Origin of the sequence: Aliiruegeria haliotis (assembly GCF_003003255.1) — a bacterium.
GTDB lineage: Bacteria > Pseudomonadota > Alphaproteobacteria > Rhodobacterales > Rhodobacteraceae > Tropicimonas > Tropicimonas haliotis.
The window spans coordinates 194,345-220,132 of record NZ_PVTD01000001.1 but is presented as its reverse complement, the minus strand read 5'-3'; the positions used below and the strand labels follow the sequence as shown (position 1 = coordinate 220,132).

The 25,788-nt window shown below is 63.9% G+C and carries 20 protein-coding genes and 1 pseudogene; 4 read left to right on the top strand and 17 right to left on the bottom strand.

All coding sequences use genetic code 11. The features are described 5' to 3' along the window. The first annotated feature begins 6 nt into the window (after positions 1–6). Positions 7–873 (top strand): dioxygenase family protein, encoded by an 867-nt coding sequence (locus tag CLV78_RS00980; RefSeq protein ID WP_106202909.1) that lies wholly within the window; start codon positions 7–9, stop codon positions 871–873. A gap of 239 nt (positions 874–1,112) precedes the next feature. Here CLV78_RS00980 and CLV78_RS00975 read toward each other — a convergent pair whose 3' ends face one another. From CLV78_RS00975 to CLV78_RS00895, 15 genes are all read right to left on the bottom strand, one after another. Next, positions 1,113–1,736, bottom strand: coding sequence for a GntR family transcriptional regulator (locus CLV78_RS00975; protein ID WP_245924800.1), 624 nt, complete (start codon positions 1,734–1,736; stop codon positions 1,113–1,115). A 963-nt stretch (positions 1,737–2,699) separates the two neighbouring features. Beyond that, entirely contained in the window at positions 2,700–3,395 is a 696-nt protein-coding gene (locus CLV78_RS00965; RefSeq protein ID WP_106202906.1) for an RraA family protein, read from the bottom strand. A gap of 33 nt (positions 3,396–3,428) precedes the next feature. Then, complete coding sequence (locus CLV78_RS00960) at positions 3,429–4,574, bottom strand: cobalamin-independent methionine synthase II family protein (protein ID WP_106202905.1); 1,146 nt, start codon at positions 4,572–4,574, stop codon at positions 3,429–3,431. A gap of 100 nt (positions 4,575–4,674) precedes the next feature. Then, the gene (locus tag CLV78_RS00955) at positions 4,675–5,637 is read right to left on the bottom strand and encodes a cupin domain-containing protein (RefSeq protein ID WP_106202904.1); all 963 of its coding nucleotides are present in this window, start codon (positions 5,635–5,637) and stop codon (positions 4,675–4,677) included. A gap of 164 nt (positions 5,638–5,801) precedes the next feature. Continuing rightward, positions 5,802–6,791: a nuclear transport factor 2 family protein gene (locus CLV78_RS00950; protein ID WP_106203703.1), complete on the bottom strand. Its 990-nt coding sequence runs from the start codon at positions 6,789–6,791 to the stop codon at positions 5,802–5,804. Continuing rightward, positions 6,788–7,816 (bottom strand): LacI family DNA-binding transcriptional regulator, encoded by a 1,029-nt coding sequence (locus tag CLV78_RS00945; RefSeq protein ID WP_106202903.1) that lies wholly within the window; start codon positions 7,814–7,816, stop codon positions 6,788–6,790. The genes CLV78_RS00950 and CLV78_RS00945 overlap by 4 nt, the downstream gene beginning before the upstream one ends. Next, positions 7,813–8,577 carry an SDR family NAD(P)-dependent oxidoreductase gene (locus CLV78_RS00940; RefSeq protein WP_106202902.1) on the bottom strand — a complete coding sequence of 255 codons (765 nt, stop codon included), beginning with the start codon at positions 8,575–8,577 and terminating at the stop codon, positions 7,813–7,815. Before CLV78_RS00940 ends, CLV78_RS00945 begins: the two co-directional genes overlap by 4 nt. After that, complete coding sequence (locus CLV78_RS24360; RefSeq protein WP_106202901.1) at positions 8,574–9,212, bottom strand: glutathione S-transferase family protein; 639 nt, start codon at positions 9,210–9,212, stop codon at positions 8,574–8,576. The genes CLV78_RS00940 and CLV78_RS24360 overlap by 4 nt, the downstream gene beginning before the upstream one ends. Further along, positions 9,212–10,264 (bottom strand): ester cyclase, encoded by a 1,053-nt coding sequence (locus CLV78_RS00930; RefSeq protein ID WP_106202900.1) that lies wholly within the window; start codon positions 10,262–10,264, stop codon positions 9,212–9,214. The genes CLV78_RS24360 and CLV78_RS00930 overlap by 1 nt, the downstream gene beginning before the upstream one ends. 508 nt (positions 10,265–10,772) lie before the next feature. Then, positions 10,773–12,101, bottom strand: coding sequence for a histidinol dehydrogenase (hisD, locus tag CLV78_RS00920; protein ID WP_106202898.1), 1,329 nt, complete (start codon positions 12,099–12,101; stop codon positions 10,773–10,775). A 43-nt stretch (positions 12,102–12,144) separates the two neighbouring features. Next, complete coding sequence (locus CLV78_RS00915) at positions 12,145–12,672, bottom strand: ester cyclase (RefSeq protein WP_106202897.1); 528 nt, start codon at positions 12,670–12,672, stop codon at positions 12,145–12,147. A gap of 172 nt (positions 12,673–12,844) precedes the next feature. After that, positions 12,845–13,999, bottom strand: a complete 1,155-nt coding sequence (locus CLV78_RS00910) for a carbohydrate ABC transporter permease (protein WP_106202896.1) — start codon at positions 13,997–13,999, stop codon at positions 12,845–12,847. Position 14,000: 1 nt separating this feature from the next. Beyond that, complete coding sequence (locus CLV78_RS00905) at positions 14,001–15,023, bottom strand: carbohydrate ABC transporter permease (RefSeq protein WP_106202895.1); 1,023 nt, start codon at positions 15,021–15,023, stop codon at positions 14,001–14,003. Between the two features lie 69 nt (positions 15,024–15,092). Further along, positions 15,093–16,301, bottom strand: a complete 1,209-nt coding sequence (locus CLV78_RS00900; protein WP_106202894.1) for an ABC transporter substrate-binding protein — start codon at positions 16,299–16,301, stop codon at positions 15,093–15,095. Between the two features lie 61 nt (positions 16,302–16,362). Further along, complete coding sequence (locus CLV78_RS00895; RefSeq protein WP_106202893.1) at positions 16,363–17,418, bottom strand: ABC transporter ATP-binding protein; 1,056 nt, start codon at positions 17,416–17,418, stop codon at positions 16,363–16,365. 170 nt (positions 17,419–17,588) lie between these two features. On the opposite strand from CLV78_RS00895, the gene CLV78_RS00890 reads away from it, so the two are divergent. The 3 genes from CLV78_RS00890 to CLV78_RS00880 all read left to right on the top strand — a co-directional run bounded on the left by CLV78_RS00890 (position 17,589) and on the right by CLV78_RS00880 (position 21,848). Continuing rightward, entirely contained in the window at positions 17,589–18,593 is a 1,005-nt protein-coding gene (locus tag CLV78_RS00890; protein ID WP_106202892.1) for an ester cyclase, read from the top strand. 3 nt (positions 18,594–18,596) lie between these two features. Then, positions 18,597–19,466: an amidohydrolase family protein gene (locus tag CLV78_RS00885; RefSeq protein ID WP_106202891.1), complete on the top strand. Its 870-nt coding sequence runs from the start codon at positions 18,597–18,599 to the stop codon at positions 19,464–19,466. A 102-nt stretch (positions 19,467–19,568) separates the two neighbouring features. Beyond that, positions 19,569–21,848 (top strand): NADP-dependent malic enzyme, encoded by a 2,280-nt coding sequence (locus CLV78_RS00880; RefSeq protein WP_106202890.1) that lies wholly within the window; start codon positions 19,569–19,571, stop codon positions 21,846–21,848. A gap of 413 nt (positions 21,849–22,261) precedes the next feature. Here the strand turns inward: CLV78_RS00880 and tnpA are convergent. Together tnpA and fdhF are read right to left on the bottom strand one after the other, a co-directional pair. After that, positions 22,262–22,588 (bottom strand): annotated as a pseudogene (gene tnpA, locus CLV78_RS24355) (IS200/IS605 family transposase); the annotation flags it as partial. A gap of 374 nt (positions 22,589–22,962) precedes the next feature. Continuing rightward, complete coding sequence (gene fdhF / locus CLV78_RS00870; protein WP_106202889.1) at positions 22,963–25,743, bottom strand: formate dehydrogenase subunit alpha; 2,781 nt, start codon at positions 25,741–25,743, stop codon at positions 22,963–22,965. Positions 25,744–25,788 lie beyond the last annotated feature (45 nt).

Here is a 25,788-nt window from a genome sequence, read left to right as displayed (position 1 = left end):
ACGCCCATGCGCAACGTTACCAAAGACAACATCACCGAGGTTTTCTCTGGCTATTTCGCCGAGGACACCGATCACCGAACCCGCGAGCTGTTGCTTGCGCTGGCGAAGCACATCCACGATTTCGCCCGCGAAACCAACCTGACCCATGACGAATGGCGCAAGGGCATCGAGTTCCTCGAATGGGCCGGGCGCATCACCGATCCGGAGCGGAACGAATTCGTGCTCCTGTCGGACGTGTTGGGCCTCAGCTCGCTGGTGGACATGCTCCATTCGCGACCGGATGCGACCTCCTCGTCCGTGCTGGGGCCCTTCCATGTCTCCAACCCGCCGCCGCTGGAAATCGGTGGCGACATGAAGCGCGATTTCGAAGGCGAGGTGCTGCTGGTCGAGGGCACCGTGCGCGACACCTCCGGCAATCCCCTGCCCGGCGCCACGATCGACATCTGGCAGACAGCGCCCAACGGAATGTACTCCAGCCAGGACCCCGACCAGCACATCCATTCCTTCCACGGGCTGATGACCTGCGACGGGAACGGCCGCTATGCCTTCACCACCGTTCGCCCGGTGAGCTACACTGTGCCGGAGGATGGCCCGGTGGGCGAAATCCTGCGGGCCGCCGGTCGTCACCCGTGGCGCCCCTCCCACCTGCACTACATCGTCTCCGCGCCCGGGCACCGCACCCTTGTCACCGAGGTTTTTCCCGACGACGATCCCTACCTCGACGAGGACACGGTATTCGGTGTGCGCGATGATCTGGTGATGACCTATGTGCCGCAACCGGCTGGCTCCTTCCCGGATGGTTTCGAGCTTTCCGGAAAGGTCGAAGGCGCCTACAGCCGCGTCGATTTCGACCTGGTTCTGGCGGCGGAGTAGCGCCTCCCTCCCTTTGGCCACCACTCTGCACGTGGCTGGCCTTCGCCGCAGGAGGATGCACACCCGCACCATGCCGCCGCCATCCAGATTCCCTGACATTCGGCGTCGTTCTGCCCCGCGACATGGCCGTGAACACCGCCCATAGGTGCGCAGAGAAGGTGTTCGAGCGTGTTGGACAATGGACCAGTTCGACACGTTCGGAAGCTGGTGCCTCCACCTGCCGACAGGCCGCTACGCGATCAGGACAGCCCTGCCGCGTTGCTGAACAAGCCGTTCAGGAACGCGCCGGTCTGTTGGTAGTGGCTGAGCAGCCGTTCCGAGGCAAGGTCAGAGTCCCGATCCACCGCCGCTTCGAGGATGGAGCTGTGCTCCGCGCTGACGTCCCGCTTCTGGTAGTCCAGCGCCTTTCCGGCGAGATACCTGTAGCGGATGTTCAGATCATAAAGCTGGCTGCAGAATTTCATCAGGATGGGCGACCGGCAATTGGCCAGAAGGGCCATGTGGAATGCCTTGTGGCGCTCCTCGAAGGCTTCGAGGTTCTCCCGTCCCTCCCGCATCATCTTGTGATGGGCCAGTACCAGCGCATCCTCCCACGCCTCGTCGGCATTGGCGATGCTCTGCCGCAGGGCCATCTCCTCCAGCTCGCAACGCAAGGTCAGGATCTCCATGAAGTTCTCGCGGCTGGTCTCTGCGGCCCGGAACCCACGCTGGTCGAGGCGCTCCACGAGCAGGTCCGAGGTCAGCAGGCTCAGGGCCTCGCGCACCGGCGATGCACCGGTATCGAGAACCGAACGAAGCCGATCGATCTTGAGCTTTTCGCCCGGTTGCAACTCTCCCACGACAATCATGCGCCGCAGCGCCATGTAGGCCTTGTGGGTTGCGGAAGATTCCTGCCCCGAAGTTTCCGACGGGGGTCTCAATGCGCTGCTATCCATGAACAAGATAATATCGAGTTTTTTCCGGGTTTCAATATCCCCTGCAGCACTAGCGTCACAAGATTAGAATATTGTTTATAATAGACCTTTTCGATATCGTCTGTTGTCTATCCGGCCAAATTGAGGGGAGCACCCCAACCTTCTAGGTCTTTTTTCGACAAAATATACGGTTGGAAACAAAAGTCGACAATTACGCGAGCGCTGGCCGAGCCGTGCAGACCGACGCACCGGGAATGGTCCGCGCGGATATCGTGAAGCTGCATTCATTGATAGCCAATCGTGTCGTACCGAGCAGGCTTCTGCCCGCCAGCCGCGCGCTTGTCACCAATCCCGAGGAACCCGGGATCTTCCGGAAGATCCAAGCCTCGGAGAACCCGTGCGCTTGTCGTCATCGTGGAAGCGCTTGCCCTGCAATCCGCAGAGGAACCCGACAGCGATTTCGCGATCAGGGTCGTCAACGGCGGCCAACTCAGCCAGCCACTGGAAAGCCTCGACCGGAGAAAGCTCAATGCCATCAAGGGCGCCAAGACCCGCGGCATTCATCCCCCGGACAAGAACTCAGCGTGGATGGCCTTGTCCATGCCTGTCCCGTCAGGTCGTCTGCACGACGGTGCGTTCGCGGCTGTTCAAACAACCGGCTATCGAGGGCGAGTGGAGAAGTGGAACGCCATCCTCTGTGTGTCCGGCCCACTTCCACAATGCAAGATCCTCGCCTTCCGATCGCGCGCCCAGAGGCAGACGGAAGACATCGCCGATATGGCCACCCGCGACTTGTCGCATTCGCCCCAGAACGCAAAGCTGGCAAGGGAACGGCTGCTGTGGGCTGCCGTTCTACCTCGCCGTGCTCGTGCTGCTGGTGTGATCGCGCCTCCCCTTGGCGCAACGACTTGCTCATGTCCTGCGCCGCTCGAATTCCGCCCATGCCGCCTCGAATGCGGCGAAGTCGAAGCCGTCCTGCGCCGCGGCATCCAGAACGATCCGTTCATTGGCCTGCGTTTTCTCGATGGCAGCGGTGAGTGCGGTCAAGACGTCCGGCGGTACGACCACCGCACCATGGCGGTCGGCGTGGATCAGGTCGCCGGGCTGAACCGTCAAGCCAAAGACCTCCACCTCGCAATCGAAGTCGCGCACATGCACGAAGGCGTGGCTCGGACCAAGCGAGCCGGCGACGACCGGATAGCCCTCCGGCAAGTCTCCGAGATCGCGCAACACGCCGTTGGTCAGCGTGCCTGACAGGCCGAACCCCTTGTGAACATTGGTGTTCAGCTCCCCCCAGAAGGCCCCGACACAGGCCGGAAAATCGACATCCTCGATCACGCAGACCGCTGGCATCGGCGCCTCGGCCATGTAGCGGTAGTAGGCCATGCGACGGGCACGAATGACCTCCGGCGCCTCGGTGGGCGGCTCCTGCGCGGCGATCCGGGCGGTCCGGGCATAGCCGACGATCGCCGGTTCATCCGGGGCGGAGCAGAGCATTGTCCCGCGTGTGAACGCCGCAAACCCGCGCTGGCCCTGGGCCACTTCGATGGCGTTGCAGATCGTGGGGGTATCGACAGCGCGCAGCCGCTGCACAAGTGTTCTGTCCATCTTTCCTCTCTCTCACCGGCTGTCCGGTGTTGTTCAACCCGCGTCCCGGGTCCCGCCGGACGCAAGCACGGCCCCTTCGCAGAGCGCCCCAAGCTTGGCATAGGCGATGTCGGGGTCCACCGCCCCGAACCCCGCGAACGTGCCAAACCCGCAATCCGACCCCGCGACGACGCGATCGGCGCCGACGATCCCGGCAAATCGCTCGATCCTTTGCGCCACCAGTTCGGGGTGTTCGACGAAGTTGGTGGTGGTGTCCACGACGCCCGGGACAAGGATCTTGCCTTCCGGGATCTCCGCCTTGCGGTCCCGGAACACGGTCCATTCATGGGCGTGGCGCGGGTTCGACGTCTCGAAGAGCAGGTAGCGGGCCTTCGCCGACATGAGCGTCGAAAAGACCGTGTCCATGGGGATGTCGCAGCAATGCGGCCCCTCGTAATTGCCCCAGCAGATGTGGATGCGAACCTTCTCCTCCGGCACATCGGCCAGGGCGTGGTTCAGCGCCTCGACATGCGCGGCCGCCACGTCGAGGAACTCCTTATCGCTCAGATCCGTGAACAGCATGTGACGCGACAGCGCCAGGTCGGGACAGTCCAGTTGCAGGTCCAGCCCCGCGGCCACGATGGTTTCGTATTCGGCCTTCATCGCGTCGGCCAGCGCGGCCAGGTAGGCCTCCCGCGTCGGGTAGTGTTCATTTTGCAGGAAGAGCGAGATCACCCCCGGCGATGCCGCGTTCATGAAGCCCCGCGCCGCACCGTGCTCCGCCATTGCCGCCTTCAGGTTGGCGATATCCTTCTCCAGCTCGCCCTGCCCCTTCGAGCGGACCTCGCCCGTGCACATGGGCCGGGCGTATTTCGGGGTGCCGCCATCGTCGGCCAACCGCTGCAGGAATCCCGGAAACATCTTCAGGTCGGCCGGCGCGTTCCGCGGGCTGTCACCGGAAAACCCGGTGTAGCGATCCTTCACATAGGTCGCGTAGGAGATCTTGGAGGTCTCGCCATCGCTGACGATATCGATCCCCGCCTCCACCTGCAGTCGCACCGTCTCGGAGACGGCGGCGGCCATGCAGGCATCGAAATCGGCCTCTGCGTACGGCTCCTCCCGTTCCCGCGCAAAGATGAAATCCACCACCTGCTGGCTGCGCGGCAGGCTTCCCACATGTGTGGTCGCGATCTTCGTCATATCCCGGTCTCCTCCCTCAAGGGCTGGCGCGCCGGACCTCTGTCCGGCACGGCCGGGCCGGGTTCGATGCCCGGTCCGGCCGCACGCCTCTCGTTGATGCTCAGCTTCCGGTCCAGGTCGCCCCGGCCGGGTCCTCCGTCGCGGTGATCCGATAGAGCGAGGCCTCCCCCGTCATGGACGGTGCCAGCGCATGGGCCTGCCCCGGATCCATCAGCGCCGTGTCGCCGGGGTTCAGGACGGTTTCCCCATCCTCCCAACGCAGCTTCCAGTGCCCCCGCACCGGCATCAGGACCGTGTGCCGCGCGTGGGTCTGCATCTCGTCCGGGATGGACCCGCGCGTCAGGAAATCAACCTCGAAGCCCGGCCTGTCCTTGAGCAGGGCGTTTTCGCCGATCACCCTCGCGGGTTGCTTTGCCGCAAGCGCCATGAGATCCCAGTACCGCGCCACGTAGTCCCGGATCACCCCTTCGACGGGAACCTCTGGAAAACCCTTCAACTCTTCCTCCGTCAGCAGCGGCATCGGCTTCACACCATCGGGCAGCACCTCGCCCTTCTTGGTGTCGTAGAGCCGCCCGCTTTCGGCCAGCACCAGGCCGTGTTCGGCAGCATCCTCTATCACCTGCGGCGCCCAGGTCACGCCACCACCGGCGTCGTCGCCCCCCAGCACGGCCATGATCATCCCGTAGTCGGTCCCCACGTTCTCGAAGCCGCGGAAGATGCCGGTAGGGATGTTGAAGATATCCCCCTCCTCCGCAATGAACTCCCCTGCGGTTCCGTAGCGTCCCCAGAAAAATCGCCAGCGGCCCTTCAGGACAAAGAAAACCTCCGCAGTTGTATGGGAATGCAGCGAGTTCCGGCACTTCGGCGGCTGCCCCGCGGCCCCGATGTTGAACCCCGGGGTTTCGGTGATGTGGACGTGCTGGTCGGCGCTTTCGGAGACGCCGCCGCCGATGATGGTGAAATTCTCCTTCTGGTCGGAGCCCGGCGTGTGGGCGTCGATGAAGGCGGTCTTGCAGGGTTTCAGGTCGCCGTAGCGAACGATGCGGTGGTCCATGGAAGTCATGTGGATAATCCCTTGAGGTCGTCGGAAGCGCGGTGGGTCGGCAGAGGTCGCGCCGCTCCCGGCGGTCGCAGGTTCAGCCGCCTCGCGCGCAGGCTGGCGCGGTGGGCGTGGAAGCGCCTCATCCCCTCACTGGTCCCGATCGGATATCGGCTTTGGGGGCGCACTCAGGCCTCCCCGCTCTGCAACAGGATCTGCTTCCAGACAGCGGTCTCGTCGAAGAGCGTCCATTCACGCCGCACCTTGGGCTCGGCGGTGGCCACCTGCCCGAACTCGGCATGCGATATGCCGAGCACGTAGACCTCCGCCCCGGTCGGTGCGCCAAAAACGCCCCAGCCGTCATGGCGGCCGTGCAGCGACCAGCGGATGGCCGCGCGTGGCGGCATATTGGCATCGTCGCGGCCGATCTGGTGATGGATCTCGAAACGCGCGTTCGGAAAGGACGCCCTCAGCCCCATCCAGAACCGGTCCACGGCGCCGAAGGAATACCCCGTCACTCCGCCGGGGTAATTGCCCTCGACGGCACGATCGTATTCGGCCTCGATCACCGCCATGTCGGCCCCCATGATCCGGGTCAGGATCTCCGCGTAACGTCCGCCCCACGCGTTGTCATTTCCGCGCCCCTTGTAGGGTCCCGTGACATCGTTGGCGGGCGTGAGCGGTTTCACGCAGGCCTCCGCCCCGCCCTCCCTGTCGATCAGGTCCGCCGCGTAATCCCTTGGCTCCCAGCCCATCTGACGCACGATCGCGCCCTGGTCCCGGATCAGCCATTCGTCGTCGATGGCGTTGTTGATGGCATGGCAATCGGCAAGGATGCGGTACTGGAGTTTCTTCCCTGTCGCCGTTCCATAGACACCGTCGGCAAGGTGCGTGGCCGTGGAGATGATCCGGTGTGAGGACAGCATCCCTTCCTCCGGCGACCCGGACCAGATCACGTCCTCTCCCAGAAGTTCGCGGTCTGGAAATTCCGCAAGCGTCGCCATGGTTGCGCCGATGACATTCTGGTTGCCAAGCACGACAGAGGCAGGCGAGCGCACGACGATCTCGGGCGCGTAGTATTCATGCAGGGTCGCGATGCCGCGATCCTCCCAGATCTCCTTGGTGATCCCGACAATGTAGTCTGGAAAATCGCGGAACTTCGGGTCGAAGCCTTTCATGTCGTCCATCCTTCCGGAACACGGGCCGAGCCGCGCACGATCAGCGGCGCATCCATGGCAACGTGTCTTGGTTTTGCGTCTTTTGGGGTTTCGATGGCCTCCAGCAACGCACCCACGGTCTCCTCGACCATGAGGTTCACGCGCTGGCGTACCGTCGTCAGGTTGTAGGCCGGCCATGCGGCAGGCGGCGCATCGTCGTAGCCCACGACCGACACATCCTCCGGCACCCGCAGCCCGAGGTCGAACCGAAGAACGTCCATCACGATGGTGGCCATGTGGTCGTTGGCGACGAACACGCCATCGGGCCGTTTGTCGGCGGGAACGTCGAACATGCGCAGGGCGGCGTCCTGCGTCCGCTCGCTGTGGAAATCGCCGACCTCGCGGGCAAAGATCCGACGCCCCGCATCGGCGAGCGCATTGCGGAATCCCGCCTCACGATCGCGTTGGGTCGAGGCCCCGTCCCAGCCGGCAATATAGCCGAGCCGTTCATGTCCGCCTGCCACGAGGAACTCGCCAGCCTGCCGGGCGCCGTTCACGTTGTCCGAAGTCACCCAGGTCAGCCCATCGATGTCCTGTGAGCGGTTGAAGAGCACGACCGGCACCCCGCGCGCCTGGCAGCGCAGCGCGATGTCGGACGACATGGCGACGGAGGCCATGATGATCCCGTCGACCTGGTAGCCCATGATCTCTTCCAGCACGTTGTCGACATTGCCTGTCGGGGAGGCCATGAACACGAGCACGTGGTAGCCCTGTTCCTGCAACGCGTTGGACAGCCGTTCCAGAACATCGGGAAAGAAGTGGTTGTCGAGATAGGCAACCACCAGCCCGATCATCCGGCTGCGTCCCGAGACCATCGCCCGCGCGAGCACATTGGGCCGGTAGCCAAGTTCTTCGGCCGCCTTGCGGACCTTCTCCACAGTTCTGGACGAAGCCGAGGCGCCCGGCGTGAACACACGGCTCACCGCCGACTGGCTCACGCCCGCCCGTTCCGCAACCATCTGTGCCGTTACCCGTGCCGCCATCAATCCGCCGTCCAGCCTCCGTCGATCATCAGCGCCGAACCGGTGACCATGAGCGACGCGTCGGAAGCGAGGTAGACCACCGCGCCCATCACGTCCTCGATCTCGCCCACGCGGCCGAGTTTGATCTTCTCCTCGATCCAGGCGCGGCGCTCGGGGTTCGACAGGGTCTGTTCTCCGAGCGGGGTGCGAATGAACGTCGGACAGATCGTGTTGACACGGATGCCAAGCGGACCCCACTCGATCGCCATCGCCTTCACCATGCCCTCCAGCCCGTGCTTCGACGCGGCATAGACCGACCTGTCGATCCCGCCGACATGCCCCATCTGGCTGGAGATGTGGATGATGGAACCGCGCTTGCGCGCCGACTTCATGCCCTGGGCCGCGCCGACGGACAGGAAATGCGCCGCCCGCTGGTTGATGCCCATGACCGCGTCGTAATCCTCGGGCGTGGTCTCCAGCGCCGCCGAATGGCGCGCCAGCCCGGCCGAGTTCACGACCACGTCGAAGGCGCCTTGCGCAGTGAGCGCGGCGGTCAGGGCGTCCAGGTCGGCCATATCGAGCACCAGCGGTTCGACCGCAAGGCCCGCCGTGGTCATCTCGTCGACGGCGTCCTGCAACCGGCCCTCCCCGCGCGCGGCACAGACCACATGCGCGCCCGCTTCGGCCAGCGCCACGGCACAGCCGAGCCCGATCCCGGAAGAGGCCCCGGTCACCAGTGCGCGGCGCCCGTCGAGCCGGAAGGAAGGCGTGCGGGGCAAGGTCAAAACGCGTGCCTCCCCTTGAGTTCGGAGTAATCGACCATCACGTGCTCGCGGTAGCCTGGCAGTTCGACGAGCGCGGCATAGTAGCGTTCCAAGCTGCCCGGCGGCTGTCGGGGCAGATCCAGCGTGAAGTAGCGGTAAAGCACGTGACCGACCCAGATATCGGGGAGGCTCAGCCGCGCACCAGCCATGAACGGGCCGCCGCCGCGCTCCGCCATGGCGATACCGGCAAGATCCTCGAACCGGCGCAGGGCGTCGTGCACCGCCGACATGTCCCGCTGATCTTCCGGTGTGCGGTAGAATGCCCAGAAGATCGGGAGCGTGAAGGCTCCACAGAGCGTTGCCTTTGCCCATTCCGCCCAGGATTGCCCGCGCGGCGTCGTGGCCAGCCGGCCTTCCGGGTCGTGGTGCTCCACGAGGTATCGCAGGATCGCGGCGCTTTCGAACATCGTGACGTCACCGTGCTGCAACACCGGCACAAGCCCCATCGGGTGCATGGCCAGGTACTCCGCCGTGTCATTGCCGCCAAAGCGCCCGCCAACGTCCCGGCGATCTGCGGAAAGGCCGAGCTCGGCCAGCCCCCACATCACCGCCTGCACGTTGGAGGAACTGGCGCGGCCATGCACGACCATGCCCATCAGCGTTCTCCCACCGGGAAGGGGATCGTCCCCTGCACCCTTGCCTTGTTGAACTCGCGCAGGCGTCGGAACACGTCGACACCCAGTTGCCGGTAGGCATCGAGGATGTCGACCATGACCCAGTTTTCCCGGATCCGGCCGTTTTCCAACCGCCAGAAGTCGAGACTGCGCATGGTGATCCGCTTGCCGGAGGGGGCAATGCCCAGCCAGCCATCGTCGGTCACGGTCTGGATCATGTTCGGCCAGCCGGTCACAGCCGCATAGTTGCCGTCGCCGAAAAAATGATAGTCGATCTCGTCAACGAACTGGCCACGGTCGGGCATTCCTGACAGGAACGGGATCTGGTGCCAGTTGCGGAACCCGGCGATGCCACGCCCGGTGCCGATCCCCGAGGGCCCGTACCAGTTCATGCGCTCGTGCCAGAACCGCTCCATCTCCATCACTTCCGGCCCGCCCTGCGAAGGGTGCTTCTTGAGGTATTCCAGCATGGTCACGATATGCTGACAGGACGCGGTGGAGGTTTCCCGGTCCCATGGCCCCGGCACGACTCCATCAAGCGTCGCGGGACCAGGGACGTGCCACTCACGCCCGAGGCTCGGCGCCATCGGCCAGGCATTCGCCTGAATCATCACCTCCGGAATATCCCAGAGCGTCTGGATCTCCGTTATCCTGCCGGCCTCGAACTTGTAGAATTCGTGGAACCGCATGTGGAGCTGGTGCCCGGTGGGCGGAATGTCGAGCCATGGCGCCACGAAAACCCCGGTGTAGTAGCCGCCACAGCCGACCCAGTCGTTGCCGAAATCGTCCACACCCGCCATCACGATGTAGTCCCGCCGTTCGAGATCCGGCAGCGAGGCGAGCAAGGGCGCATAGCACCGCTCGTAGAGTTCACCGGGTCCGGTGAGATCTCCGAATGGATGGCACATGTGAACCACGGCATCCGCTGCCAAGATGGCTTCGAGCGCGGCGCGCACGGTGGCTGCATCGAAGTCGTACATCGCTGCCCGCAGGGGGGCGATAGCCGCCTTGTTGGACGTGTGCACGTCGCTCATGCGCTCAACCCTTTCACAATCCGCCACGCGGCCCATTGGGCCAGGGGGGCGACGCCCATGTGTTGGAACAGATCAGTCTTACCCGCTGCAACCCGACATTTTGCGGAATTGCCGCCAGCCCTGGACAGAAAGGCGGCCATGCCGGGCGTCGGTGTGTTTCGCGGCGCCATGGACCTCCGCATGCCGCCCGCGCCCCGGCGCCGCAGACGTTGGATTGCCTGCCGAATTGGTCTGCCCACCGCCCGCTGTGACCGCGCAATCGCGGGGAAAGGCAGCCGCTTCCGTCCGACAGGGATGTCGCTTGAGAACAGCCCATTCTCTGCAAGTCTGTGGGACTGTCCGTGGGACGCCCGCTGAGCACGTTCCTCCCCCCTGACGGAGGCTGGTGTCGCCCGCCCGTTCAACACCCGCTGCCGTACCACCTGATTTCGTTTCAAAATGTCCTGCATCGTCTCTCGTCCACACATTCCCGGCGGCGGTGCGAACAAACGCCGCCCGGACCGTGCCTCTACTCCGCCGCGTCCCGGGTTGGCGCCGCTTCGCCATAGGGCACATTGATGCCCCCGTAGCGGCGCACCCGGACATTGCATTGCTCGGCATGGCCAACGAAGCCCTCCAACAGGCTGAGGCGAGAGCCGTATTCGCCGACCAACACCGACGCCTCATCCGTCAGAACCTTCTGATAGCTATGTGTTTTCAGGTATTTGCCGACCCAGAGGCCGCCTGTGTACCGCCCGGCCTTCTTCGTGGGCAGCGTGTGGTTCGTGCCGATCACCTTGTCGCCATAGGCCACGTTCGTCCGTGGCCCCAGGAAAAGCGCGCCGTAACAGGTCATGTTGTCGAGGAACCAGTCGTCGCGGTCCGTCATCACCTGCACATGTTCGGAGGCGATATCGTTGGCCACTTCCAGCATTTCGTCATAGCTGTCGCAGACGATCACCTCGCCATATTCGGTCCAGCTTGCCCGCGCGGTTTCGGCCGTCGGCAGGATCTCCAGGATACGGTCGATCTCCGACATGGTCTCTTCGGCCAGCTTGCGCGAATTGGTCACCAGGACCGCCGGCGAGTTGTAGCCATGCTCGGCCTGCCCCAGCAGGTCGGTGGCGCAAAGCTCCGCATCCACGGTTTCGTCGGCGATCACCATCGTCTCCGTCGGCCCGGCGAAGAGGTCGATCCCGACGCGACCGAACAGCTGCCGCTTCGCCTCGGCGACGAAGGCGTTTCCCGGCCCGACCAGCATGTGGACCGGGTCGATCGTCTCCGTCCCGATTGCCATTGCGCCAATCGCCTGGATTCCCCCAAGCACATAGATTTCATGCGCCCCGCTGAGGTGCATGGCAGCGATCGCGCCCGCGTTGGGCGCGCCGCCGAAGGGGGGCGTGCATGCGACGATGCGCGGGACACCGGCAACACTCGCCGTGGCGACCGACATGTAGGCCGAGGCTACCATCGGGAACTTGCCCCCGGGGACGTAGCAGCCCACGGACTGAACGGGGATGTTCTTGTGGCCGAGGATGACACCGGGCAGCGTCTCCACCTCGATATCCAGCATCGAGTCGCGCTGCGCCTGCGCAAAGCGCTTCACCTGCGTCAGGGCGAAGTCGATATCGGCCAGCTCGCGGTCGCTCAACTGGGCGATCAGCGCGTCGATGTCCTGCTGGCTCAGCCGGAAGGCCGTCGGCGAGTAGTTGTCGAACTTCTCGGACAGGGCGCGCACGGCCGTGTCCCCCCCCTCCTCGATCGCCTTCAGCGTGGTCTCGACGATCGCCCGGGTCTTGGCGTCATTCTCGGCGCGTTCCGCCTCGGGCTTGCCACGTTTGAGATACTCAATTGTCATCCGTCTTCCCCAATAACCGGTACCGTAGCCAGATACCCTGCATTCACTCCGGGCCCGGCGCCTTGCGCTCGCCCCGGTCGTAGGTTTCCCAGCCCTCGCCGCCAAAGACATCGGTCCCGAGCTGGGCCAGAACGTGGGGAAAATCGACCATGACCCAGTTGTCCACGATCTTCCCGTCCACCACTTTCCAGAAATCCATGTAGCGGATTTCCACCCGTTTGCCGGTCGGGGCCACGCCCATGAAGGGGCCGGAATGGGTGGCCTCCTGCCGGCCGAACGCCGCGGCCCACTCGCCCATGTAAAGGCGTGCCTCGTCTATACAGACCTTGTCGGAAAACGCCGCCTGAAACGGGCGTTGCCAATTGTCCTGAAACTCCCGCAGGCCGGACTTGGTGCCGCAGCCGGCATTGCCCATCCAGCGGAAGTTCTCGGCGAAGAATTCGCCGATATCGCCGATGCGATGGTCATTCAGACCGTCGACCATGCCTTCGATCACGGCCCGGGTCGCTTCGGTCTTGCGCATGTCCGTGTCGCGGGAGAGCACGGCCTGTTCGGGGCGGGATCCTCTCATGCGCAGCGCGCTCCCCGCGAGCTGAAGCGATGGCCCGTGGCCTGCAGAGTCTGGCAACGGCACGACCGGACGGGATCGCGCCGAAGGCGCGCCACGCCCAATGGGAAGGGGGGCATCTTCGATGCGTCCCTGACGGGCGGGAGCCCCCCCATTTCGGCCCTGGCAAGCGATTTCATCCCTTCACGGCCCCTGCCGTCAGGCCACTGACAATCTGCCGCTGGAACACCATGACAAGGATGATGAGCGGTGCGGTAATGGACACGGCTGCGGCCACGGCGACGACCTGGTCGGTCGTGGTGGTCTCACGGTTGAACATGCCCGCGATGGCCGGAACCATGGTCTGGTTCTGTGCATCCAGCAGCAGCGAGGTTACAAGGAAGTCGTTGTAAGCCAGCAGGAAGCTGAACAGCCCCGTGGTGATCACCCCCGGCCACATTACCGGCATGATCACGCGCCGGAAGGCCTGGAAATGATTGCACCCATCCACACGCGCAGCCTCGTCGAGCTCGGCGGGGATATTCTGGAAGAAGCTTCGCAGCATCCAGATCGTGAACGGCTGGTTCATTGCGACGAGCACCGCGATCACCGCATAGGGTTTGCCATAGAGCGTTGGCGCGGCATCCCCCAGGAATGGGCGCAGAAGCTCGGCGGAGTTGATGAAAACCGGCAGGTAGCCCGCAACCAGCACCGAAGGCGGCAGGGCGCGAAACACCAGTGCGATGATCAGGATCCCGAACGCCAGCACCGATCCCGAACGCGCCAGCCCGTAGCCTGCCAGCGTACCGACCGTCAGCGAGACCGTGACAACCCCCGCGGTGACGATCATCGAGTTCTGGAAATTACGGTAAAAGGCGCGGTCGATCCAGACGGTCGTATAGTGCTCGGTGGTGAAGCCCCAGATGTCCCGGCCAAGCGGCCCGACCAATGGGTTGAGAAAGCCGAGAACCGTCGGCAGCAGCGCGAAGAACACCACCAGGACCACGAGCCCGGTGATACTCGCACCGATGATCCAGCCAAGCCACACCGGCCCTGACTTGTCCGCGAAGGTCATGACCATGCCCGGCAGGGTGCGCTTGATGCTCCTGCCCATCCAGATGGCCACGCCGAGGTAGGCAAGGATGTCGAGGAGCGAGATCCCCTTGCCATCGGCCAGTGTCTGCGGACCGAAAATGACGTTCAGCGCGCTGGCGTCAAACGCGTCCACGGGGGACTTGAAGCTCATCACGGTGATCCAGACGATCGGGAAGGCGGCAACGATGCACCAGAAGAACAGGAAGCCGGAGGAGAGCAACTTCAGGCTCAGCGGCTGGCGATGGACAGCTTGCATGTCAGTGGCTCCTGCGGTGATCGCGCCATGTGCGCTTGAGCAGTGGGACCAGGATGATGGCGATCCCGATCATCGTCAGCATGGCGCTGGCGGACGCGCGGCTGACAGAGCGGTTCCCGGCCTGGTCCGGCACCAGGAAGTCATAGGTCAGCCATTGCAGCGAAATGACATAGCCCTGTGAGGAGAACCCGACGATCTCTTCGAACGCCCGGTAGGTGTCCATCAGGTGGATCATCGAAACGAAGACGATGAGCGGCATCAGGTGCGGGATGACGATGTACTTCAGGCGCTGCCAGCGGGTCGCGCCGTCGATCAGGGCGGATTCGAGGCTGTCGTGGTTCACCGTCTGAAGCGCCGCGTAGAAGACAATGGCGGCAAAGGGCGCCACGTGCCAGACACGATAGATCATCATCAGGACCTCAATGGTCCAGGCCTGCGCGAACAGGGCGATGTCGCGGTCGAGCATGCGTTCGAGCCAGGCGGTCAGGATACCGTCGCCGCGGAACAGCCAGTTGATGGACAGCGCCCCGATCACCGGCGTGATGATGAATGGCAGGAGCGACACGAAGATCACCGGCCCCTTGACCGAACGGGCAGCGTTGTTGATGGCCAGCGCGATGGCGAGCCCCGTTCCGATCACCAGCGGCAGGGTGATGAAGGTGAAGGTCAGCGTGAAGCGCAGCGCCTTCCAGAAATCGATGGTCTGCAATCCCCGCCAGTCGAACGCCTTGATCGCCGCCCAGGCCCGGTCCGGCTCGAGCACATTGCGGTAGCTCTGCAACCCCACGAAGGTCGTGGTGGTGATGATTTCTCCGTGCTCGTCGAGCTTCGGGACCGAACTCATCTCCGTCACACAGGTCTGCTCCAGGAAGCCGGGGGTACAGGTCTCGACCTCCACGGTCTCATAGACCGGCTGCGTCACCTGGAAGCTCTGCAGGAAAACGCTCACCAAAGGAAAGGCAATGAAAAGAAGCATCATCAGGACGGACGGTCCGACGAAGACTGCGAATGTCTTGAACTTCATTTCTCTGCCTTTCCTCCGGGGAGTACGGGGAGGGTCCCGAAAGGCCCTCCCCGGGGGGACAAACGGGCGTTACTTGACCAGTCCGGCTTCCTTTGCCGCGGTCACATAGGCGGCCTCGATATCAGCCAGGGTCGTGGCTGCATCCTTGGCGCCCGTCAGGTAGTCTGAGATGCCGTTGCCCAGCACGGTGTGCATGATCCCCATCGGGCCGGACCCGGGATAAGGGCGCGCGCCGGCTGCGGCGGTCGCGGCGGCGCCAACGGCCAGCCGACCCGGGGCATAGCCGGGCACGAGCCAGACGGCAGCATCGTTGTTGGCCTTGACCATTTCCTCGTCGATCCCCTCCATGGCGACACGGAACGCGGCGTCGGCTTCTTCGTCGGTCATGTTGGTGGCGAAGACGAGGCCATCCCACCAGAGCGACGTGGCGGGCGCGGCGGATCCCATCGGGGCTGCCGCCATCACCACCTTGCCGACGACCTGGCTCTCTGCCTCGTCATCCATGGCCGCCGCCCGGCTGGCCCAGAGGTTGGACATGGCGATCTTGCCCTGCTGGAACTGCTGCTGGACGTATGTCGAGTCGGACACGAGGTACTCCGGGTCCATGTACTCGGTCAGCGCCTTCATGACTTCCAGAGAAGCAACGCCCTTCTCGTTGTTGATATTGGGCATGTTGCCGTCGGTGAAGAACTCGCCGCCCTCACCGAGGAAGTTGTTGATGAACTCCTCGCCCAGGTTCCAGCCGGTCTTGAATGTGCCGCCAATCGGATATTCCACGACGCCCGCTTCCTTGATCTTGGCAGCAGCATCGAGGACTTCGGCATAGGTCGTGGGCACGGCGATGCCCAGATCGTTCAGGATGTCCTCGCGGTACATCAGGTGCTGGGTGTTCACCATCATGGCGATGGCCATGATCTTGCCGTCGATCTTGATCAATTGGTTCGGTGTCAGGTTGGCACCATACTTCTCAACCAGATCATCGAGCGGACGGATGGAGCCCGCGTTCAGAAGTGGAATGATCGTCGAGTTGGCAACACCACCGATATGGTAGAGCGACGGGTTGGCCGCAAAGGCTTCGGGCTGCTTCTCCCGGAACTCCTGGTCCAGCGAGGCTTCGAAATTGCCGCATTCGGCCATCGCATCGGTCACGGCCTTCCACGCTTCGAAGCCTGCGGAGAGCGACTTCAGCGGCACGGTATTCTCGAAAGCGCATTCCGCAAATGCCACCGAGGACATCAGCGACATGGCGCCAGCAAGGGCTAGGGTTTTGAGCTTCATCTCGTTTTACTCCCTGTGAGTGCGATCCATTGTCGACATCCGGATCGTTGATTTGGGGGGATCACTCCCCGATCCGCGCGCCTGTGTCGGCGGCGAAATGATGGCAGATCGTGTCGGGGACACAGATGGAGACGGTCTCGCCGATCTCCGCGCGATAGGTCTTGTCGGCCTTGACCGACACAAGGGCACCGCCGATCCGGACGGAGATCATTACCGCGTCCCCCAGCAGTTCCTGCGTATAGATCGGAGCATTGATCTGGCCCGCCTCGCCGTCCTGCGCGATCCAGGCGTCCTCTGCCCGGAACCCCAGCACCAGCTTGCCGTCGGGCAGGTTCACCCCGTCGATCAACGTGTGTTCGGAATGGAACATGCCACCGTTCACCTCGCCCTCGATCAGGTTCATCGCCGGTGAGCCGATGAAACTGGCGACGAAGGTGTTGGCCGGGGTGTCGTAGATATCTGTCGGGCTGCCGACCTGCTGGACGATGCCTGCCTTCATCACCACCACGCGGTCGGCGAGCGTCATCGCCTCGATCTGGTCGTGGGTCACGTAGATCGTGGTCACAGCCAGTTCGTGAGAGAGGTTCTTGATCTGCGCACGGGTAGATACACGCAGCTTGGCATCGAGGTTCGACAGCGGCTCGTCCATCAGGAAGACGTTCGGCTCGCGCACAATTGCACGGGCCAGCGCCACGCGCTGGCGCTGGCCGCCGGACAACTCGGCCGGCTTGCGGTGAAGGAAGTCGCGCAATTCCACCATGTCCGCGGCGCGCATGACCTTCTCGTCGTGAGTGGTGGGATCCACTCCGCGGACTTTCAGCGGAAAGCGGATATTCTCGTAGACGTTCATGTTCGGGTAGAGGGCGTAGGACTGGAACACCATGGAGACATCGCGATCCTTGGGCTCCAGGTTATTGACGACCTTTCCGCCAATCGCGATCTCACCTTCGGTCACATCCTCCAGCCCCGCGATCATTCGCATCGTGGTTGTCTTGCCGCATCCGGACGGCCCCAGCAGGACAAGGAATTCGCGATCGGCGATGGTGAGGTTGAAGTCCTCGACTCCAACGAAGCTGCCCCAGCGCTTGTGAACATTGCGGAGTTGGATTTCAGCCATCGGGACCCCTGTTGGTTGTGACACCGCATTTGCTCGATGCATACGCTTGCAAAAAGGTTAGACAGGAATCCGGTTTTCAGGCAAGCTTTTTTGCATACGCATTCAAAACCGGCGCCGATGCTCGGGCATCAAATCAAGACTGCACCGCAAGAGACTGAACAAAAGACAAAATGAACGATCTGCAAAACGCGAAGAGCGTGATCACGAGCCTCTACCGGACGCTGGATGGCGCGCCGAAGGAAGAGATTTCACGCTGCCTTCTGGCGGCTGCGACCCCCGGATACAGGTGGCGGGGCTTCCATCCGTTCAACGAAATCACCGGCGCCGAATCGGTTGCGGAGTGCTTCTGGCTGCCCCTGCGTCACTCCCTGACGCGGTTGCAAAGGCGGCAGGACGTATTCTTTGCCGGACGCAACGAGATCGACGGATTCGAATCGATCTGGGTCGCATCGATGGGCCACCTGATGGGGCTTTTCGATGCGCCCTGGCTCGGGATCCCGCCGACGGGCAAGATGGCCTTTCTGCGGTATTGCGAGTTCAATCGTGTGCAGGATGGAAAGATCGCGGAGACGGCGATGTATTTCGACATCCCCCACCTGATGATGCAGGCGGGATTGCAGCCCTTCCCACCGCAGACCGCCGCCCATCTCGTCCAGCCAGGGCCCATGACCCATGACGGGCTGTTGCACGATCCGCAGGATCCGGCAGAGAGCCAGGCGACGTTGACACTGATCAACGCAATGATCTCCGACCTCGGTCAGTGGCAGCTTGGCCTGCCGCTGGAGGAAGAACTCGCACGCACCTGGGCGGATGACATGATCTGGTGGGGACCGGCCGGGATCGGATCCACCTACACGATCGAACGCTACGCCAAACAGCATTCCGCCCCGTTCCGTGACGGCTTCACCGAGCGATCCGGCACGGGCCACCTCTGCCGGATGGCGGAAGGTCGATATGGCGGCTTCTTCGGGTGGCCGAACTTCGTGGCCACCCCCACCGGTGGCTTCATGGGCATGCCCGCAACTGGCAAGCCCGGCGAGTTCCGCGTCATCGACATCTACCGCCGGGCGGGCGACAAACTGGCGGAGAACTGGATCTTCATAGACCTGCTGCATTTCTGGAAGCAGCAAGGTCTGGATGTGCTGGCCCGAATGGCCGATGTGCCGAGGACCTGAACCATGCAAATTGACGCCCATCATCACCTCTGGGATCTGACCGCGGTCCGGTATCCCTGGCTCATGGAACGTGGCGCGGTGCGCTTCTTCGGCGACCCGACGCCCATTCAGCGGGACTATCTCATAGAGGAGTTCCGGGCCAATGCGCGGGCCATGGGGTTCGGCGCGTCTGTCCACATACAGGTCGGTGCGGCCGATGGGCTGGCAGAGGCCCGGTGGATCCAGACCGTCGCCGACGCCAATCCCGACTGGCCCCTTGCACAGGTGGCCTTCTGCGACCTGACCGCGCCCGATGCTCCGGACATGCTGTCGCGTCTGTCGGCACTGCCCTCGGTGCGGGGCGTCCGCCAGATTGTCGGACGGGCGCCGGGCGAGGACAGCCAGACCGGCACCAACAGCCTTCTGGCCAATCCGGCCTTCGCGGAGCGGCTCGCGCTCCTTGGAGACATGAACCTTTCCTTCGACCTGCAACTGACGCCGGAACTCATGGAGCCCATGGCACGGCTGATCGCCGACACGCCGCGCACGCGCTTTGCCCTGTGTCACGCGGGATCGCCGCACGACCGAAGCCCATCGGGGCTGGCGGACTACGCCCATCGGCTGGAAGCTCTGTCCGCCCTGCCCAACCTCTGGTGCAAGCTCTCCGGCCTTGGCATGTTCGACCACGACTGGACACCGCAGAGCATCGCCCCAATCGTGGAAACCTGCATCGCCCAGTTCTCGCCGGAACGGTTGATGTTTGGCTCCAACTTCCCCGTGGACAGCCTCTATTCCAACTACAGCACCCTCACGCAAGCGATGCGGTCCCTCGTCCCTGAGGAGGCCCACGCAGCGGTCTTTGGCGACACGGCGCGGGCGTTCTACTTCGCCTGATGGTCCACCGATCGTCTGCGGACACCTTGCGGCTTCACGGATTGCGGTTTCCCAAGGGGAAAGGATGGGATATCGCTCGCCGGGACCAACGGGAGGCGGGACATGTCGGACACACCAGAACAAAAACCCCAGAGCGCACCGCTGGACTACCACGAGTTTCCCCGGCCCGGAAAACTGGAAGTCCGCGCAACGAAACCGCTTGCCAACAGCCGCGACCTGAGCCGGGCCTATTCCCCCGGCGTGGCGGAGGCCTGCATGGAGATCGCCGCCGACAGCGCCAACGCAACGCGTTTCACCTCCAAGGGCAACCTTGTCGCCGTTATCTCCAATGGCTCGGCGGTGCTGGGGCTCGGAAACATCGGCGCGCAGGCCTCCAAGCCGGTGATGGAGGGCAAGGCGGTGCTCTTCAAGAAATTCGCCAACATCGACTGTTTCGATATCGAGGTGGACGAGGCCGACCCCGAGAAACTCGCCGAGATCGTCTGCGCGCTGGAGCCGACCTTCGGTGCAGTGAACCTGGAAGACATCAAGGCGCCCGACTGTTTCGTGGTGGAGAAGATCTGTCGCGACCGGATGAACATCCCCGTGTTCCACGACGACCAGCACGGCACGGCCATCGTTGTCGGTGCCGCTGCGACCAACGCGCTTCTGGTTGCCGGAAAGGCCTTCGAGGACATCAAGGTCGTCTCCACCGGAGGCGGCGCGGCGGGCATTGCGTGCCTCGATATGCTGGTGAAACTCGGCGTGAAACTGGAGAATGTCTGGCTTTGCGACCTCAACGGGCTCGTCTACGAGGGGCGCGAGGAGGACATGAACCCGAAGAAGGACAGCTTCGCCCAGGCTTCCGATCTGCGGACACTGGACGAAGTGATCGCGGGCGCGGATCTTTTCCTTGGCTTGTCCGGTCCCAACGTGCTGACGCCGGACATGGTCGCCCGGATGGCCGATCGCCCCATCATCTTCGCGCTCGCCAACCCGACGCCGGAGATCATGCCCGAGGCCGCGCGCGAGGTCGCGCCCGACGCGATCCTGGCCACCGGGCGCTCAGATTATCCCAACCAGGTCAATAACGTGCTCTGCTTCCCGTTCATTTTTCGCGGCGCGCTGGATGTCGGGGCCACGGAAATCAATGACGAGATGAAGCTGGCCTGCATCGATGCCATCGCCTCGCTCGCACGGGCCACGACGGTGGCGGAGACCGCCTCCGTCTACAAGGGAGAGCAGCTGTCGTTCGGGGCGGACTACCTGATCCCGAAACCCTTCGACCCGCGACTGACCGGCGTTGTGGCCAGTGCCGTGGCCCGGGCAGCCATGGCCTCGGGCGTGGCGGCGCGTCCGCTGGAGGACCTGAAAGCCTACAAGGCAAAGCTCGACAGCGCGGTCTTCCGCTCCGCCCTGCTGATGCGTCCGGTCTTCGAAGCCGCCGCCAAGGCCCGTCGGCGCGTGGTCTTTGCCGAAGGCGAGGACGAGCGGGTCCTGCGCACCGCCTCCGCCATGCTGGAGGATACGACCACTGTGCCGATCCTGATCGGCCGCCCGGATGCGGTGAACGCACGGCTGGAGGCCGCGGGGCTCTCGATCCGCCCGGGCGTGGATTTCGAACTGGTCAATCCGGAGCATGACGCGCGCTACCGCGAGTACTGGGAAACCTATCACCGTGTGATGGCCCGCCGCGGCGTGACCCCGGATCTTGCGCGGACGATAATGCGCACCAACACGACGGCGATTGCCGCGATCATGGTCTATCGCGGAGAGGCCGACAGCATGATCTGCGGCACATTCGGGCAGTTCAGCTGGCACCTGAACTACGTCACCCAACTGCTTCAGGAGGGCACGATGGCGCCGGTTGCCGCGCTGTCGATGATGATCCTGCAGGATGGACCGCTTTTCATCGCCGACACCCAGGTGAACCAGCAGCCGACACCGGAGCAGATCGCGAATACGGTCGAAGGATGTGCCCGTCATATCAGGCGGTTCGGCATCACTCCAAAGATCGCACTGTGCTCCTACTCGCAATTCGGCAACCTGGACACGGATTCCGGCCGCAGGATGCGCGGTGCGATGGAGTTGCTCGGCAGCCGGGCGCCGGATTTCATGTACGAGGGCGAGATGCACCTCGACGCGGCGCTCGACGAGGAGATCCGCAACCGGCTGCTGCCGCAATCCCGCCTGGAGGGGGCAGCAAATGCGCTGGTATTCGCCAATGCAGACGCGGCCAGCGCGGTGCGCAACATCCTCAAGATGAAATCCGACGGGCTGGAGGTCGGGCCGATCCTGATGGGAATGGGCAATCGGGCACACGTGGTGACCCCCTCGATCACCTCTCGGGGGCTGCTCAACATGTCTGCCATCGCCGGGACTCCGGTGGATCACTACGGCTGATCGGCCGGAGCTCGAAAATACCGACGCCAAGGCGGGAACAGCCGCTGAGTGGGTTGGCCAATGCCGTCAGGCCGTTCTCCGTGACGAGGGGCCATCGCAGTATGCAAACAGTGTTTGCGCTCCCCTGACGGGGAGCGCGACGCGGGGCGGCGCAGGCGAAATCCCTCACACGGGACACAGGTCTGCCGAGATCCGATTGGCCGTTGTCTCTCCGGATCGCTGTTACTTCGACGACGAAGTGTCCCGCCCACAGCCAAGCACAGCTGTCGCCGCATTGCTCTTGCAAGGATCCGGGTTCAGGAGCTTGGTGACAGGCGTGCGCCGCCCGCACCCGATGGCAGGCTCAGTCCCGTGGCGTGCGCTCGGTCCTGTTCATTCCCGCAAGGTGTCAGGATGAGTCCTTACATCCCTGCTCACCACTGAACGACTGGCGGCACACGCAAGAAGGATGGGCAATGTGCTGTTCGAAGTCGTGAAGCGCGATGCCTTCGGCCCCTTCGAGACATTGCTGCGCTATGCCCTGTCGGGCAATGGATGGCACCGTTGGTGGTTGAGACGTAGCCCCTGCCCCAGAACCGGCATCCCCAGTAGCACTTACTGATCGCAGGGAACTCGCGCTGGACCTTAAAAGACGACCCCCCCTTCATCTTGCGCACGAGATCCGAGATGGCGAGCTTTGGCGGCACCGACACGAACATGCGGACGTGATCGCTCGACAACGCCCCGCGCACGATGTCGACCTCGCTCTCGCGGCCCCCCGTGGTGGCACTTGTAGCGCATCCGCAGGCGCAGCGAGCTGGTCAGAACCTTGTGGCGGCTCTTCTCGACCAGACGATGCTTCTTTCGTGCATCGCATTGCACTGCCGGGCAACGGATAGCGGTGACAAAAGACGCAATGCTTGCCGGAGCCGTTGCAAATGCTAATGCACTCCGGTGAATGAGCCTTCGACTAGCCTACCGCCTGTTCTCGCAAGCGAAAGAACATATCACGCTTCTTCGCGCTGAAGTCGATCCAACTGGAAGCCGGAGAGTTTGCTTCTGGGCGGAGACACTCAACGACACCACTCCGGGCCGTGGTGCGCGTCCCCAACCGCCAACGTTCTGCCAACAGCCCCTACTCCGCAGCCACCGGCGCCACCTTTTCGGCCCGAACAGCCGCGAACTTGAACTCCGGAATTTTGCCATAGGGGTCCAGCGCCGCATTCGTCAGGATATTCGCGGCGGCCTCTACGTAGGCGAAGGGGAGAAACACGTTGCCCTCTGCCACCGCGCGGTCCGACCGGGCCATCACTGTGACACTGCCACGGCGCGTTGTCAGGCGGATGTACTCTCCCGCCTCCACCCCAAGGTCGCGGAGCGTGCGCGGGTGCAGCGAACAGTTCGCTTCCGGCTCCACCGCGTCGAGCACGGTGGCGCGACGGGTCATGGACCCGGTGTGCCAGTGCTCCAGTTGCCGCCCGGTGATCAGGACGAAGGGATACTCCGCGTCGGGCACTTCATCGGGCGGGATCACGTTGGCGGGGGTGAACCGGGCACGGCCATCTTCGCGCGGGAAGCCATCCCCGAACACGATCGCCTGCCCCGGATCGTCCGGAGAAAGCGAGGGGTAGGTCACCGCGCTCTTCTCCAGCCGCTCCCATGTGATGTTGGCAAGCGACGGCATGTTCAGCTTCATCTCGGCAAAAATCTCGCGCGGGTGCCCATAGCTCCAGCCGAGCCCAAGCCGCCTTGCGAGTTCCACCTCGATCCACCAGTCCTCTTTCGCCTCGCCCGGTGGCGACACTGCGGGCCGGCCCATCTGCACCTGCCGGTTGGTGTTGGTCACGGTCCCTGTCTTTTCGTACCAGGCGGAGGAGGGCAGGATCACATCCGCGTAGCAGGCCGTCTCCGTCAGGAAGATGTCCTGCACCACCAGATGCTCCAGCGACGCCAGCGCCGCGCGGGCATGCTCGACATCAGGATCCGACATCGCCGGGTTCTCGCCCAGGATATACATGCCGCGAATGCTGCCCTCATGGACCGCGTCCATGATCTCCACGACAGTCAGACCCTTCCGGGCACTGAAATCCTCCGACCCCCAGACCTCCGTGAAGGCGGACCGCACACCGTCGTCTGTCACGCTCTGGTAGTCCGGCAGGAACATCGGGATCAGCCCGGCGTCCGAGGCTCCTTGCACGTTGTTCTGTCCGCGAAGCGGGTGCAGCCCGGTGCCCGGTCGACCCACCTGCCCCGTCATGAGCGCCAGCGAGATCAGGCACCGGGCGTTGTCGGTGCCATGGACATGCTGGCTGACGCCCATGCCCCAGAAGATCATTGCCGCCTGCGCGCCGGCAAAGGTCCGCGCCACGTCGCGCAGCACGTCAGGTGCAATCCCGCAAGCCTCCGCCATCGCCTCGGGCGGGAACCCGGCGAGGTGATCTTTCATCGCCTCCCAGTTCTCCGTCATCGCAGCGATGTACTGCCGGTCATAGAGCTCCTCCTCCACGATCACATGCATGATCGCGTTGAGCAGCGACACATCCGCCCCGGGCCTGAACTGCAGCATGTGGGAGGCGAAGCGTTTCATCCCGTGACCGCGCGGGTCCATCACGATGAGCTTGCCGCCGCGCTTGACGAACTGTTTGAAGTAGGTCGCCGCGACAGGATGGTTCTCCATCGGGTTGCAGCCGATGACGATGGCAACGTCGGCGTTCTCGATCTCGTTGAAGGTCGCAGTCACGGCACCGGACCCGACATTCTCCAGCAGGGCAGCAACCGAGGACGCATGGCAAAGCCGCGTGCAGTGATCGACGTTGTTATGGCCGAACCCCTGTCGGATCAGCTTCTGGAAAAGGTAGGCCTCCTCGTTGGAGCACTTGGCCGAGCCAAAGCCCGCAACACGCGTGCCCGCCTCCTCGCGCAGCTTCGCCAGACCGTTGGCCGCGGCGTCCAGCGCCTCGTCCCAGCTTGCTTCCCGGAAATGCGTGAGCGGATTGCCCGGATCGACGTTCAGCCCCTTGGGCGGCGCGTCGTCGCGACGGATGAGCGGCCGTGTCAGCCGGTGGGGGTGATCGATGTAGTCGAAGCCGAACCGGCCCTTTACGCAAAGGCGGTTCTCGTTGGCCGGTCCGTTGATCCCCTCAACTGACCGGATACTGCCGTCCTTTACTTTCAACGACAGCTGGCAGCCGACACCGCAATAGGGGCAGACCGTCTCGACCTCGCTGTCGAAATCGCCGCTGTCGCCGGCCTGCGCCGCGTCGAGCAGGGCCGCCGGCATCAGCGCGCCGGTGGGGCAGGCCTGCACACACTCGCCGCAGGCCACGCAGGACGACGCGCCCATGGCATCGCCCTGATCGAAGATGATCCGGGCATCATGGCCACGCGCCGCCATGCCGATCACGTCGTTCACCTGCACCTCGCGGCAGGCCCGAACGCACAGGTTGCAGTGGATGCAGGCATCGAGGTTGACGCGCATTGCCACGTGGCTCGCGTCGAGCAAGGGAACACGCGCCTGCTCCAACGCCGGAAAGCGGCTTCCGGTCACGCCGGTCGCTGCCGCCATCGCGGCGAAATGGGAGGAGGCATCGTGCGCGACCTCCGGCTGGTCGGCGGCCAGCAGCTCGATCACCAACTCCCGTGAGCGCCTTGCCCGGTCGGTATCGGTCTTCACGACCATGCCCTCCGCCGCGGGGCGGATGCAGGAGGCAACGAGTGTGCGCTCTCCCTCGACCTCGACCATGCAGGCACGACAGTTTCCGTCCGGGCGGTATCCCGGCGCAGGCATGTGGCAGAGATGCGGGATGACAAGGCCCCTGCCCTGCGCTGCCTCCCAGATGGAGGTGCCTTCGGGGACCGTGACCTCGGCCCCATCGAGGTTGAACGTGACCATTGCGGTGGGCGATCCGTCAGCCATGTCCCTGCTCCCTCTTGTGCTGGCAGACCGTGCGATGCGCCTGTG